Genomic DNA, 14,382 nt, shown 5'->3' on the forward strand with positions numbered 1-14,382 from the left:
GCGCAGTAGTCCCATTTGTCTGTCTCGAGCGGCCGATTTCCAGTGAAAGCCGATCGCGAACATTTTCGGGGAAGGCGGTCTCGTTTAAGCCGTCAGCAGCATAGTAGCACGCGCCTTGATCCGCGTGCAAAAAGCTCGACCTAAGGGTTGCGATCAGGGCGTCACCCTGACCATCACCACGCCATGCGCCGGCACCCGGGCGGCGTAGCGGCCAGCAATCTTGCCCACTGATCGGTGCGCCCATAGATCGCGCACGTCCGCACGTACTGAGCGCGTGAGGCCGATCTCCGGCCAGTCCACCGCGATCTCGGCAGGCTTCTCCGAGCGGTTGAACAGGATCACGGCGCGGCTGCCGTCGGCCAGCGGCTTCGACCAGACCTCCAGGTCGCCATCGTCACGCACCCGGCGACCTTGCTGACCGAGCCTGTCCTGATTGACCGCGACCACCTCCTTGTTCAGCAGGATTGCGCGCGTCTCGGCACTCATGTTCGTGATGTCGTTGCCGGCGATCAGCGGTGAAGCCATCAACGACCAAAGGCTGAAGTGCGAACGGTATTCGGTGTCCGTCATCCCGCCATTGCCAACCTCCAGCATATCGGCGTCGTTCCAGTGTCCGGGTCCGGCATGGGGGTAAAGCGGCTCGTTGACATCGACGATGTCGACGACCCCGATGGACCATTTTTCCCGCCCTTTCCACGCGTCGCGGATGTCGCTGCTGGTGCGCCAGGAATTGCCGATCTTCTTACCCCATTCCCATGGGCGGTTGTTGCCCCATTCGCATATCGCGAGCAGCACTGGACGTCCCGTGGCCTTGAGCGCGTCCGACATCAGAGCGTAGGCGCTCTCCGCGTTGAGCGTGCCGGTCGAGCACCAATCGTACTTGAGGTAGTCGACGCCCCACCGGGCGTAGGTGAGTGCGTCCTGATACTCGTGTCCGAGGCTGCCGGGCTTTCCGCCGCAGGTCTTGGTGCCGGCATCGGAGTAGATGCCGAACTTGAGCCCGCGGGAGTGGACGTAATCGGCCAGTGCCTTCATGCCGGAAGGGAATTTCTCGCGGCTTTCCTGTATGAAGCCGTTCGCATCGCGATCGCCGTGCCAGCAATCATCAATCACGACATACTCGTATCCCGCGTCGCGCATGCCGCTCGTCGCCATGGCGTCGGCGATCCGGCGTACCGTCTTCTCGTCGATGTTGCAGCCGAACTTGTTCCAGCTGTTCCATCCCATCTGCGGCGTTTGTGCTAACCCGTTGGCTTTGCGGTTCGGATCCAGCGACGGACGCAGCGTGTTCGGATCGACGAACTGGTCTTGGGCATGCGCCACGCCGATGGCGAACTGCAGCAGCGCGAGTGCAGACAGATGCAACAGCTTTTTCAACGAAACTTCCTCTCGAGAACCACTTGTGGAATATTTGTCTGACTGTGCAAGCCCGCCGTCATGAAGTGCGGCGCCGTCACTCCGGCTGAACGCAGCCGACGCCGGCATCGCTGATCGAGCAGGGCCTGCGTGACGTGTTGCGGATGCTGGCCGGATCGGAGATCATCATGGCTTCTCCCGATGCCGACTTCCAGGCGCCGAACCGGCCCCCGTCCGTCACATCGTATCGGTTCTCCTCCCGGCAATCCCCGTTCGGCACCATTCCCCACGACCAAGTCAGCCAGCCGATCTCCGCCCGCTGCAACTCGCCCATCGCCCACCGGGAAGGCGAGGGCTTGCAGTCCCATCCCGCGGCGGTCGGGCCCTCGCCAAGCAGGAATGGGATGTTGTCCTGCCTTCCGCGGGCGATGATCTCGCGGTAAGGTGCCTTGCGCTCCTCCTCCGTTCCCACCCAATAGCTATGGGCGGAAACGATGATGGCGTGGCGTGGATCGGCCGCGTTGAGTGGAGCCCAGCTGTCGAGCAGCATTCGGTACTCTTTCCCCCAATCAGATCCGTCGATCACGAGTGGAACTTCGATACCGACTGAACGGATACGCGCGATCGCGTCCCGATACCCGGCCAGGAAATCGCTTTGCGACACCTCCTTGCCGGCTTCGTTGGCGATGTTAACCAGCACCCAGCGCTGATGACGGCGGATCACTGCGGCGATGTCTTCGCGGGTCCAGTACGCGACGCAGTCGCCCAGCTTCTCCCACTTGCCTGTGGCGGCGTGACACTCGACGATCGGAATCATGCCGTTCGCGACGGTGTTGTGGATGATAGCGTCGAGGCTTGCTGCGGGGTAGCGCGGCTGGGTCATGATGCGGACGGCGTTGGCGCCGGTCTTGGGGATTTCCGGCAACGTGCGCTCGCCCGTTGGGTCGGGAGATGAGGAGAACATCTCGTTGACTCCGCGCAGCACCACACGCTCGCCGGCCGCCGTGTAGAGAAATCGTCCCCGAACTGTCATCGTGCCAGTCTCGACCGGAGCCGCGTCAGGGTTGGCAGAGAGGGGCGCTACGCACAACAGGCCGGCCAACAAGGCTCTGATCAAATCACATGCTCCTGCTTGAAGGACGACTGGTTACAGGGCGCGCTCGTTGGATTAAGACACGCACCCGTAGGCGAGGTTGATTGGGCAATCGTGGCAGCCTGAAACGAGTCCCGGCCAATGCCATGCTCCTCACTCGCGAAGCTCAGCGCGCGGGAACAAGGCTCACGCTCGCGGGCTTGAGCCCTGGTGCGGTCGCGACAAGGCGCGCGGGCCGAGCACTGCCGCTACCAAACCGGACGATCACCTGCGCGTGGCCGTTGAACAGCGATCGTGACCAAGGCTCAGCCGGGCTGACTGACTGAATATATGCGACGTTCTTGCCGTTGGCGCCGACGTCTTGCAGCGCACCCAGTGCCGCTTCCCCGCCTTGGGGAACGACGATGACGATGTCCTGGGTGCCCGATTTCTGGATGGTCGACGTAGGAAGCGCCGCCGCGACGCCGCTGCCATTCGGCGCCATCGCCGCCGTCACGTCCACTCCGCCGACGAACACGCGTTGGCCGGGCGACAGGCGCGGCAGGAACAGCGTGCGCCGAGTGGCTCCAGTCTCGGTGGACGGCTCCCAGCGAGCGCGCAGCACAAAGCCCTGCGGGGTCGCTGGCCCAGCGCCGGGCGGGTACCAACGGAAGGGATCGCGCCATTGAAGGCTTGCCAGAGGCGGCAGTCCGGAAGCGGCGCTTCCCGCGTCGAGGTCGGCCATCTCCCAGCCGGTGACACTATCCACCGCGACCTTGTCCAGGAACTGATCGGGTTCGTGACTGGATGGATCGCCGTTCCCGACACCCATGATCCGGCCCGCTCCTTTCAGTTCAAAGGTCACCTTGTCCGCCGCAACCGGGACGGTACGGCCCTTGGCGTCGACGGCGCTGACCGTCACCACCGCCACGTCGCGCGCGGCGCTTGGCAGTCCGGGCCGCTCGACGGACAGCTTGAGCGCCTGCGGCGCCTGCGTCGTCTCGACCCGATCCGATGCGACAAGCTTGCCGCTGCGATAGGCACGTGCTGTCAGCACACCCGGCGCATAGGGCACCTGCCATTCCGAATGCCCGTATGCCGGCATCTTCTGTCTGCCCCGGCTACGGCCGTTGAGCAAAAGCTCCGCCTCGTCCGCATTGGCGTAGATCCAGATCGGGATCGGCTGCCCCGTCCGGTCGGGCCAGTTCCAGTGGCCGACAATGTGCGCCATCGGCGCCTCGGTCCACTGGCTCTTGAGGTACCAGGCGGTATCCTTGAACAGCCCGGTGGTGTCGAGCATCCCGAACTGCGAACTGATCGCCGGCCAGCCGAATGGCGTGGTTTCCCCGCGATAATCAAAGCCGGTCCACACGAACATGCCCCCCATCCAGGGACGCTGCGCGATCGCCCGCCAGGCCTGCTCGATGCTGCTTGATTCAACGGGGCGTGGAGGCCGGTCGTAGGCGGCGAGATGCGAGGCATCGCGGTCGTCGAAATAGATCCCGCGGGTCGTGGTGGTCTGGCCCTCTTCCGTAATCACCACCGGCACGTCCGGACGTGCCTGGTGGTATGCATCGGCGTTATGCTGCGCGATATAGTTGAGGCCGGCGATCTCCGTCGTGGTTGCGGTACCGCTGGTGTCGTTGCTCGCGGTCGCGACCGTGGAAGGACGGGTTGGATCGAGTTCGCGTACCCGAGCCTGCATCAGCTTGGTAAGACGAGCGCCCACCTCCTTGCCCTCGATCGCCCATTCCTCGTTGCCGACGGACCACAGGATGACGGAAGGGTGGTTCCGGTCGCGCAGCACCATCCGATCGAGCTGGTCGCGCAGCTCCGGGGCGGTGCCCATCATCCGGTGCTCGTCGATCACCAGCATGCCCAAGCGATCGGCAGCGTCCAGCAGCTCGGGCGTGGGCGGGTTGTGGGACGCGCGATAGGCATTGCTGCCCATCGCCTTCAGTCGCTCCAGCCGATAGACCTGCATTTCGTCGGGCAAGGCCGCGCCGATGCCCGCGTGGTCCTGATGGTTGTTGGTGCCCTTCAGCTTGACGTGGCGGCCGTTCAGCCAGAAGCCGGTATTCGGGTCCCACCGGATCGTGCGCACGCCGAAGGGGGTGACGTAGCGGTCGCGCACAGCTCCACCCTCCAAGACGGTGGTGACCAGCTGGTGCATCACCGGGGTGTCGAGCGACCACAGCTGCGCGCCTTTGAGCGGCAGCACCGTTGAGTGATCGATGCTGGCGCCCGGGGCGAGCTGCTGGGCCGCACCCTGCGTCGTCGCTAGGCTGCGGGCGTCCGGGCCAATTACCTCCTGCCGAACGGTGAACTGCCGGGCGCGGACATCCTCATTCCGGATCGTCGCGCGTGCCGTCACCTCCGCATCGGCGCCTTGCAGGGTCGTGGTGACGTACGTGCCCCACTGGGGAATGTGGAGCGGGTCGGTCTTGGTCAGCCAGACATGGCGGTAAATGCCGGCGCCCTCGTAGAACCATCCCTCGAACGTGCTGGTGTCCACCCGCACCACCAGGGTGTTGGGTCCGTCATAGTTGATGTAATCCGTCAGGTCGAAGCGGCTGCTCGAATAGCCGCTGTGCTCCCGCCCCAGATAATGCCCATTGAACCAGATGACCCCGTTGCGGAAGATGCCGTCGAACTCGACGGCAATGCGCCGGCCCCGGTCGCTTTCCGGGATGGTCAGGGTCTTCCGGTACCAGCCGATGTTGTTCTCAGGAAATCCCGGCCCGATCGCACGCGATCCATGGTTCGCCTCCGCTTTGGAGCTGAACGGCACCTCCACCCCCCAGTCATGGGGCACGTCCACCCGGCGCCAGGCCCGATCATCGAACTTCGGGCTTGCCGGGCCGTCACCATAGCCGGCCTTGGCGAAGAAGAACGGCGCCGTGCTGTAGCCGAAATCGCGCGCCGGATCGTGGGCATGGCCAAGCGCGAAGCGCCAGTCCGCGTCGATGTTCGTGCGTTCGCGCCCACCTCCCTTTTCCGATGCGGCAGCGGGCGCGTCCTGCGCCCGAACCGCTTCAGCCCCAGGGCAGGAAGTCGCAAGCAGTACGATCAGGGGAAAACAGATGCGCTTCATGGCTTGAGCCTCACCATAACGACGCCGTGGAGCGCTACTTCCGCCTCATACCGGCCAGACAATCGTCCAAGGTCCTTCTTAGTCCAAAGATCGCGGACGTTCATGCGTAACTTGCTCGGCAACCCCATGGACGTCCAGTCCGCACCGATCCGCGCTGGAGCCTTGCCGCGGTTCCAGAAGAGCAGCGCCCTCCCGCCGTCGGCCATGGGCTTTGACCATACCTCCAGATCGCCGGTATCCGAAATGCGGTGTCCCTGCTTCCCCAAAGGATCCTGATCCACGTCGATCACGTCTCGGTTCAGCAGAATGGTACGGGTCGCCTCGCTCATGTTGGTTAGATCGTTGCCGGCGATCAGCGGTGCCGCCATCATCGCCCACAGTGAGAAGTGGGCCCGGTACTCCACGTCCGTCAGTCCGCCGTTGCCAACCTCCAGCATATCTGGATCGTTCCAGTGACCCGGCCCCGCATATAGCCATAGGGGTTCGTTCATATCGACGATGGATGCGATGCCCCAGCTATAGTTGTACTTGCCCTCCCACTTGTCAGTGATGCCGCCGGTCGTTCGCCACATGTTGCCGATCTTCGACGTCTTCGACAGGATCTAGCCGCCGATTGCGCATCGTGGCTCCTCGGCGGATGTCGGACTTGTGGGCTCACAAGACCGATCTGCTCATCGATGCGCGTCATGCCAAGGCTGCGCTCGACATGGCAGCCAACAAGACCGACCCCAACGATGCAGACGCTCTCGCTTATCTGGCAAAGGTCCGCTTCCACAAGGAAGTGCGGGCCAAGAGCTTCGACAGCATGCTTTGCGCGTACGTTGGTAGCAGCGCGTACTCGGCTGGTGCGGATCGGTACCGAGCGCCGGCATGGCGAGGCCAGTGGCGCCAGGAGCACCGGCGCGACCATCGCCCTCGAACGACCCGTTGTTGGCCGCATCCTCCGCAGCCATTCTTCCAGGTTTCGTGAACGGTAGTAGTTTGCGACCTTTATTCACCGCGTCAGGCTGCGGAACTCATTGACAGGCGCGTCATCCCCCTTCTTTACCCCATGCCACGCAAAAAATAATATAGGGAATTTTGGAGATGCGAGCACGGAGCAACTCGGTTGCGGGCGCGGCGCTCGGCCTTGCGCTGGCGGCGATCGGAACGCCGGTCTGGGCCCAGACAGCGACGGCCCCGGCCCCCACCGCATCGGCGGTGGCGCATCCGGAACTCTGGCCACAACTCCACATGAAACGTCGTCGCGATCCCAAGGTGGAAGCGCGGATCGATGCGATGCTGAAGCGCATGTCGGTCGAGGACAAGGTCGGCCAGCTGCTCCAGATCGACATCGCTTCAATCACGCCAAAGGACGTCGAGACGTACAAGATCGGCTCCATCCTGAACGGCGGCAACTCGGCGCCCAATGGTGACGAGCGCGCGCCGGCGGCCGAATGGCTGAAGCTCTTCGACGCATTCTACGACGCGTCGATGAAGCGCACCGATGGCCGGCCTCAGGTGCCGGTGATCTGGGGCACCGACGCGGTGCACGGCGCCAACAACATCATCGGCGCGACGCTTTTCCCGCACAATATCGGCCTGGGAGCGATGCGCGATCCGGCGCTGATCCAGAAGATCGGTCGCGCTACCGCAGAAGAAACCGCCGCGACCGGCATCGACTGGAGCTTCGCGCCGACCGTGGCGGTGGTGCAGGACGATCGCTGGGGCCGCACCTACGAAAGCTATTCGGAGGACCCGGCGATCGTCGCGTCCTATTCGGGCAAGATGGTTGAAGGGTTGCAGGGCGAGGTCGGCCGCGACTTCATGGGTCCTGGCCGGGTCATGTCCTCGATCAAGCACTTTCTCGGCGACGGCGGCACCGGCGGCCGCGACCAGGGCGACACGCGAGCGTCCGAGGCGGTGCTGCGCGACGTCCACGCCGCCGGTTACGTCACCGGCCTGGAAGCCGGCGCGCTGATCGTGATGCCCAGCTTCTCCAGCTGGAACGGCGAAAAGATGACCGGCAATAAGAGCCTGCTGACCGGCGTGCTCAAGGATCGTTTGGGTTTCGACGGGTTCACCGTGTCCGACTGGAACGCGCACGGTCAGGTGCCCGGCTGCACCACGGAGGATTGCGCGGCGGCGATCAACGCCGGCCTCGACATGTTCATGTATTCCGGCCCGAAGTGGAAGGAGCTCTACGCCAACACGCTGGCCGAGGCGAAGGACGGGCGTATTTCCGCCGCACGGCTCGACGATGCGGTGCGCCGCATCCTGCGCGTCAAGGTGATCGCCGGCAGCTTCGATCGGGGCCGGCCGTCGACCCGCGCGCTGGCGGGCCAGTTCAACCAGCTCGGCAGCCCGGAGCATCGCGCCATCGCGCGCGAGGCGGTGGCGAAGTCGCTGGTGCTGCTCAAGAACAATGGCGGCGTGCTGCCATTGAAGCCGTCGGCCAACATCCTGGTCGCCGGCCGCGGCGCGGACAACATCGCGCAGCAGTCTGGCGGCTGGTCGATCAGCTGGCAGAGCACGGACATGACCAACAAGGATTTCCCGAACGGTCAGTCGATTTGGCGCGGCATCGACGAGGCGGTGCGTGCCGGCGGCGGCCGCGCGGCCCTCTCGGTCGACGGCAGCTTCCAGGCCAAGCCGGATGCGGCAGTCGTGGTGTTCGGCGAAACGCCCTATGCCGAGTTCATGGGTGACCGCCCGACGTTGGAATACAGCCCCGGCGACAAGGCCGATCTGGTGCTGCTCAAGAAGCTGAAGGCGGCGGGCATTCCCGTGGTCGCGGTGTTCCTGTCTGGCCGGCCGATGTGGGTTAACCCGGAGATGAACGCGGCGGACGCGTTCGTTGCGGCCTTCCTGCCCGGCACGGAGGGCCGCGGCGTCGCCGACGTGCTGATCGGCGACCGCGCCGGCAAGCCGCGGCGCGACTTCGCGGGCAAGCTCAGCTTCTCCTGGCCCAAGCGGCTCGACCAATATGTGTTGAACAAGCGCGACCCGAATTACGACGCGCTGTTCCCGATCGGCTATGGCCTGAGCTATGCCGCGCCCCAGTCGGTGGCGAAGCTGGACGAGACGCGGCCAGCGGGCGTGACGATCGACCAGAACGCGCTGTTCGTGCGCGGCCGGCTGGCGCAGGGGCCGGGCTGGACCACCTCGGGCTCGATCGCGCAGTCGCGGGTCGACCGCCGCAGCCAGGAGGACAGCGTGCGGCTGACCTGGACCGGGCAGGGCGAGGGGGCGCTGGCGGTGATGACCCCGCTCGACCTGCGGCGCGAGGCCAATGGCGAACTGAGCCTGGTGGTTGAGTACCGGGCCGCGGCAAAGCCCGCCGGCGTCTCCGTCGCGATGGAGGGCGGCCAGACCGCGACCGTGCCCGTCACCTCGCTGATGACGGCGGCATCGGGGCAGTGGGGCGAGTTTGCAGTGCCGCTGCGCTGCTTCGCGGCCAGTGGCGCCAACATGGAGGCGATCACGCGGCCGTTCGTAGTGTCCTCCGCGAGGCCGCTGCAACTCGACATTTCCGGCGTCCGCATCACCAGCGCGGCGGTGGGGGGAGCCCCCTGCCCGCGCTGATGGCCGGCTCAGGCAGGGCCGGCTTCACTGGGCTTGCTGGTGGTTTGTTCTGCGCATGTTCAAGACCCGATCACCGTACAGCTTAAGCCGAGCGGTAATGGTGACGCAGCGAACGATGCGGAACAGAGTAGCGTGCCGACGATCACCAGCAAAAAGCCGAACCGCCTTGCCACCACTTATCCTTCCTGCCCGAACACCAGACCCTGCCGGACACTGGTATCTGCGGTCAGATGATGGTGCGGAGCGGGTCGATCATCGTTCCCGCTTGCCCCAAGATTTGACGCGCCGGCAGCTTACCAGCGCTCGCTCCCGAAAGCCGACTGTCGCTAAACCACCCAAAGTGCGACAGAAACCTCGGCGTGCGCCGAAGATGAACGGAGGGCAGCTATTGGGAAGCGGTCAGGTATGCTGCAATGGCAGCTACTGGCGCTCAGCTGCCGAGGTTGGCCAGTGTCGCGGACCTCCTTCGTGCTGCTCCGTCTTCGCGGCGGTCAGCGCGTACGTGGTTGGGTGGTCCAATGATGCCGTGAAAGGGCGACATGATCGGCACCTGGCAAAACTTCGCCCTGCTTGCCGTCGGCTTATGGATCAGGTCCGGCTCGGCCGGGCAGGCAAAGGAAGAAACCCTAGCACCTACCCGCCAGCCCGACGACCCCATCTGCACCGCAGCGGAGGAACCCCGCCAATGAACATCGCCTTCATCATCGAAGCCGTTGCAGAGCTTACCAGCCATGGTGGGTCGGCACGAGAGGCGGACACCGACCGCAAGGAACACTCCCTAGCAGTGTGATCATCCAAGATCCTCTCTACGCGTCTAACCAGATCTTGCGGGGCGCACGGCTTTACCAAGTAGTCGCTAGCGCCCGCGCTTAACGCCTCAGCGATGGCATCTTCGCCCCCTTTCGCCGAAAGCATCAGAACAGCGGGGCAGTATAAGGATGGATTCCGTCGCACGATGCGCAGGAGGTCCAAACCGTCCATTCCTGGCACATTCTGGTCGAGGATTACGAGATCAGGCTTTTTGAACGCAATGGTGTCGTACGCCAGCGTGCCGTGATCCAGAACAGTGACGGAATGCCCCACTCTAGTGAGGATCGACTTAACGAGTTCGGCGACAATCTCGTCGTCTTCGACATAGACGATGCGGGCCATCAAACTTCCCTGGTAAACCGTAGGAGACCATGCTCGACGACGACGATCCGGACCGAGGTGCCTTCCTCCGGAAAACTACCGAGGCGCACGTTAACAAATGATTAAGTAGAACTTGCGCGTTATTGAAAGCATTGCATGTTTGAAGTCGATTATCTCCGCCGTCGCGCAGCTCAAGAGCGTGTCGCAGCTCTCAAAGCGGAGACCATGAAGGTGTTCCGCGCCCATATGGATATGGCTCTTGCTTATGAGCTGCGGCTTCTGGGAGCCTGAACGCTTAAGCGGATCGGGAGTGTGAGACCGGCCGAAGCGGCGGCGGCGGCCTCCAAGATGCCGCTCGACAGTTGGTCACCGCGTACGTTGTGAACGCGACGTTCAGCGCCTGATCAACATTGTCGGGCTACAAGTGCTGCTATCGGTCCGGAGAGGTTTGATAACGAAATTTCTTATGTAGGCTGCGCTTGGGCTCGCTACCGCAGTCGCAGCAGTCCCGGCTGAAGCGCAGGTTGAGTCCCATTAGTACAACCAGCAGCACCGTATCCAACAGGGAATGCGTTCAGGTGAGCTGAATAGGCGCGAATACCAACGCTTGCAGCGCAATCAGGGGCGAATTGCCCGTGCTGAAGATCGCATGCGCTGGATCGGGGGGCGCCTTATCAACCGGGAGCGTGCCCGACTTGACCGCCGGCAGGATCGCGCCAGCGCTCGCATTCATCGCCAGAAGCACGATCATCAGGGTCGCTGGTAAAGCAACGCCCCGCCGGGCCCATGTCCGGCGGCGGCCACCTGTGCTTCGATGGGAGCTTCGCTAATCGTCGGTTTAGCGGTAGCGACCGCCGACCGAAGTTTCAGTTTGTCGGCTCTTCCGGACGCTTGCGTCGGCCGAGCCATTCGCTAACTTCCATCCAGCGCCTTACGCCGTCCATATCGCCAGCTTCAGCAAGCGCCTTCACGCACTCACAGGCGAGGGCTACGGCGAGGCGCTCCTCTTCCGACATCACTCTTCCTCCATTTGTTCCAGGGTTGCCGATCAAGGCGCCTTAGGACGCTATTTCCTTAGATTTGAGCAGATCCGACCGCTCACCGTCTAAAATGGCTAAGGCTCCTCGACTGGGGCAGTCGGAGGTTGGATGACTATCAAGCAGAAGCTGTTTGGCGCCTTAGCGGTGCTCGGAATCACGTTAATCACTCTGGTTGGTGGATTCACCTGGAGCGCACGTTCAGGCGAGGCGTCTCTATCTACGGTGCTTAACGATCGCGTTCTGCCGCTAAAGGACCTGAAGCTCGTAGCAGATGGTTACGCCGTGCAAGTAGTCGACGCAGCGCACAAAGCTCGGAATGGAAACGTCACTAACGCGGCTGCGCTTCACACATTGATCCGCGGTGAACGTGAACTCGATGGTGCTTGGAAGCGATACCGCGCGACCAAGATCGTAGGTGATGAGGAAGTCCTTGCGAAGTCCGCCGAAGCTGCGATGGCAAAGGCTTCCTCCGCTACCGACAAGCTAGAAGCGATCCTGCGCTCAGAGGATCAGGCTGCGCTTGACCAGTTCGTAACCACAGAGCTGTACCAAACGATAGATCCTGTATCAGAGGCGATCGGGAAGTTGGTCTCGCTTCAGATCGACGTCGCCGAGAAGGAGACGCATACCGCGCTCGAGACTGCCAGCGCGATGCTTGTACTGCTGGTCGTATTGGCGCTGATCGGAGTCGCTGTACTAGCCACATCCATCTTCATCGTCGCGCGGAAGGTGGTATCGCCCATTCAGAACCTTGCGATAGCGATCCGCGCCTTAGCATCCGCAGACGGGAAAGCGGGTGTTCCGCATCTCGAGCAGCAGGATGAGATTGGAGATATCGCTCGTGCCGTTGACGCGTTCGTCGCCTCCGTCGTCGCAAAGGAGCGCGACGGGGCCACAACGGCTGCTGCGGTTCAAAATATCGTTACAACCAGTCTCTCGGAAGGCCTCTCTGCCATGGCGCAAGGCGATCTTACGAAAGAGATTACGGTCGATTTCCCGGATAGCTATGTAGCGCTGAAGAACAACTTCAACCTTGCCCTGGCAGAGTTGCGTGCATTGATTGGCTCAGTAGCCGAGAGCGCAGCTGCAATTCGCACGGGCTCGGGAGAGATCGCCCAAGCGTCGGAGGATCTGGCGCGGCGAACGGAGGCGAATGCCGCCAGTCTCGAGGAGACGTCGGCTGCTGTGACGCAGATGGACGGGCGCCTGAAGGCGACCTCCGACGCCGCAAACCGCACCGTGATGCGCGCTGACGGAGCCATTTCTACCGTGCAGGGCGGGCGTGATGTCGCCGACGAGGCGATGCGCGCGATGACACGGGTGAACGAGAGCGCCAAGGGGATCGATAGCGTTATCGAGGGGCTGGATAAGATCGCCTTTCAAACCCGCGTTCTGGCGATGAATGCCGCCGTGGAGGCGGGCCGCGCTGGTGAAGCTGGTCGCGGGTTCGCAGTGGTCGCCGACTTGGTATCTGCGCTCGCCATGCGTGCAGAGGAAGAAGCTGGGCGTGCTCGCGATCAGCTGACCGCTACCCAGTCCGACATCGTCTCGGCGGTGGAGATGGTTCAGAAGGTCGATGGTGCGCTTGCGAACATCTCAGGCGATGTGGCCGAGGTACATGCGCTGCTTGGCCAGATCGCGACCGACAATCAGGCCCAGTCGACCGCCATCAGCCAGATTAGCGTCGCCATTGGCACCATGGACCAGGCGACACAGCAGAATGCAGCCATGGTGGAGCAAACCTCGGCCGCTGCGCGCAATCTGTCGAGTGAAGTGTCGGTGCTCGCCGAGCAGTCTGCAAAATTCGAAGTCGGCACCGCGACACCAAAGACGTTCCATCCGGCCTCCTCAAAGCGGCCCGGCAATACGGGATACACTTCGCCCTCGAAGTCGTTACCCGCGTCCATTTCGCCGCAAGCGCGTGACGACTGGGCAAGCTTCTAATCCAATCCCGCCCTTCTGACCGGCGGCGCACTAGCGCCGCCGGTCAATTCGCCGACCTGTCCAGGCGCTCGAACCGGTCGAGCCGGTCGCCGATCTGCATCCAGCGCTTCACGCCAGCCATGTCGCCCGCTTCGGCGGGCGCTTTCACGCGTTCATAGACGTGGTCGGGAGCGTCGTCGCCGTGCATGCTCTCGACGGCGAGAGCTTCGGCAAGAGGCTCCTCTTCTCCCGTCAACCGCCTTGCTCGCCGCCATCGATAAGATCGCCCAGGTTGCCAGCGGAGGCAGGCTCCGCCAGCTTCCGGCATGAGGGAGCTCGGATCGCGCAGCGCAATATGACCGCACGAACCAGGGGCTCAACCTTGAAGCTGCCGTCGACCTAGGCCGACGAGCCGATGTCTTCAGCTACGGAACGGATGTCTCGTCCTGCCGATGCAGGTCCCAGCAACGAAGTAGCTACTGACGTTCGTGAAGTGCTCGCGCTTTTCGCAATCTCAATTCCGCTTCGTAGCAATTCTCATGCCTTCGATCCCAGAAACGGTGATCAAACCATGCCGCCACACCGGAACCTACGAGGCAGATTACGAAAGCTATGCCTTGAGGCGTATAGAGCTTCAAAAAGCTGAAGCAGATCAGAAGGATCAACGCGCCTCCCAGAGCGCGAACTAGATATGGAGCCAATTCCGATCCGGGGGCCGGAACGTGTGTGTTCGCTACCAAAAGCGCGTTGGCATGATCATCTTCTCGCATTCCGAAGCCCATCGACGCCGCGGTCCGTTCTGTAAACCTAGTGGCGCCAGCCCCTCGCATCACAATCGATCATAAAGATGCTTGGAGCGAACTACATCCACAGCTCTCTCGCGCGGCGTGTCTCTGGGCGTTCTTCGCGCTGCACCTTGCAGTTCAACCTCCACATACCTGTGGAGTACCTTCGTATCCTTAACCTCACTGATAGCCTTGCGCTATGGGTCCGGTGAACTTCAAGTTACACCCGCGGAAGCCGGTGCTCGGGACGCATGGAGCTCCCTCGCCCCAAGCCAAGCTTCCGTTTTTCACGACGTTGAACCTGCAGCGGTCGAAGCTGAACGAAGGGCGGCTTCTCTATCGCGGCCTGAGTCAACAGGCGAAGGCTACTCTCCGCTGCCGCAAGGGCACCGGTGTGGTGGATTGGGAAGCGACAAT

Annotated in this window: 11 protein-coding genes and 1 pseudogene; 4 read left to right on the plus strand and 8 right to left on the minus strand. The window is 63.0% G+C overall.

All coding sequences use genetic code 11. The features are described 5' to 3' along the window. Window positions 1–153: 153 nt before the first annotated feature. From FHT02_RS19005 to FHT02_RS19020, 4 genes are all read right to left on the minus strand, one after another. Window positions 154–1,377, minus strand: coding sequence for an alpha-galactosidase (locus FHT02_RS19005; protein WP_246352554.1), 1,224 nt, complete (start codon window positions 1,375–1,377; stop codon window positions 154–156). A gap of 76 nt (window positions 1,378–1,453) precedes the next feature. Then, window positions 1,454–2,458: a cellulase family glycosylhydrolase gene (locus FHT02_RS19010; protein WP_184091401.1), complete on the minus strand. Its 1,005-nt coding sequence runs from the start codon at window positions 2,456–2,458 to the stop codon at window positions 1,454–1,456. Between the two features lie 157 nt (window positions 2,459–2,615). After that, window positions 2,616–5,522, minus strand: a complete 2,907-nt coding sequence (galA, locus tag FHT02_RS19015; protein ID WP_184091402.1) for a beta-galactosidase GalA — start codon at window positions 5,520–5,522, stop codon at window positions 2,616–2,618. Beyond that, complete coding sequence (locus FHT02_RS19020) at window positions 5,519–6,124, minus strand: alpha-amylase family protein (RefSeq protein ID WP_343057007.1); 606 nt, start codon at window positions 6,122–6,124, stop codon at window positions 5,519–5,521. The genes galA and FHT02_RS19020 overlap by 4 nt, the downstream gene beginning before the upstream one ends. Window positions 6,125–6,189: 65 nt before the next feature. Here FHT02_RS19020 and FHT02_RS19025 point away from each other — a divergent pair. Then, window positions 6,190–6,385, plus strand: a pseudogene (locus FHT02_RS19025) (IS110 family transposase); the annotation flags it as partial. Window positions 6,386–6,608: 223 nt separating this feature from the next. Next, on the plus strand, window positions 6,609–9,086 hold the full coding sequence (locus FHT02_RS19030; RefSeq protein ID WP_184091407.1) for a glycoside hydrolase family 3 protein: 2,478 nt from the start codon (window positions 6,609–6,611) through the stop codon (window positions 9,084–9,086). 633 nt (window positions 9,087–9,719) lie between these two features. On the opposite strand, the gene FHT02_RS19035 is transcribed toward FHT02_RS19030, so the two are convergent. Then, window positions 9,720–10,238, minus strand: coding sequence for a response regulator transcription factor (locus FHT02_RS19035; protein WP_184091409.1), 519 nt, complete (start codon window positions 10,236–10,238; stop codon window positions 9,720–9,722). A 135-nt stretch (window positions 10,239–10,373) separates the two neighbouring features. Between FHT02_RS19035 and FHT02_RS21970 the strand changes: the two genes are divergently transcribed. Beyond that, complete coding sequence (locus FHT02_RS21970) at window positions 10,374–10,508, plus strand: hypothetical protein (protein ID WP_281393308.1); 135 nt, start codon at window positions 10,374–10,376, stop codon at window positions 10,506–10,508. A 283-nt stretch (window positions 10,509–10,791) separates the two neighbouring features. On the opposite strand, the gene FHT02_RS19040 is transcribed toward FHT02_RS21970, so the two are convergent. Both FHT02_RS19040 and FHT02_RS19045 read right to left on the minus strand, forming a co-directional pair. Beyond that, the gene (locus FHT02_RS19040; RefSeq protein ID WP_184091411.1) at window positions 10,792–10,968 is read right to left on the minus strand and encodes a hypothetical protein; all 177 of its coding nucleotides are present in this window, start codon (window positions 10,966–10,968) and stop codon (window positions 10,792–10,794) included. Window positions 10,969–11,083: 115 nt separating this feature from the next. Continuing rightward, complete coding sequence (locus FHT02_RS19045; RefSeq protein ID WP_184091413.1) at window positions 11,084–11,233, minus strand: hypothetical protein; 150 nt, start codon at window positions 11,231–11,233, stop codon at window positions 11,084–11,086. Window positions 11,234–11,365: 132 nt separating this feature from the next. On the opposite strand from FHT02_RS19045, the gene FHT02_RS19050 reads away from it, so the two are divergent. Next, a complete protein-coding gene (locus FHT02_RS19050; protein ID WP_184091415.1) occupies window positions 11,366–13,201 on the plus strand; it encodes a methyl-accepting chemotaxis protein in 1,836 nt (611 codons plus the stop codon). Between the two features lie 43 nt (window positions 13,202–13,244). On the opposite strand, the gene FHT02_RS22305 is transcribed toward FHT02_RS19050, so the two are convergent. Continuing rightward, window positions 13,245–13,508, minus strand: a complete 264-nt coding sequence (locus FHT02_RS22305; protein ID WP_425506463.1) for a DUF6961 family protein — start codon at window positions 13,506–13,508, stop codon at window positions 13,245–13,247. Between the last annotated feature and the right edge of the window lie 874 nt (window positions 13,509–14,382).

Origin of the sequence: Sphingomonas xinjiangensis, from assembly GCF_014199255.1 — a bacterium.
Classification (GTDB): Bacteria; Pseudomonadota; Alphaproteobacteria; order Sphingomonadales; family Sphingomonadaceae; genus Sphingomonas; species Sphingomonas xinjiangensis.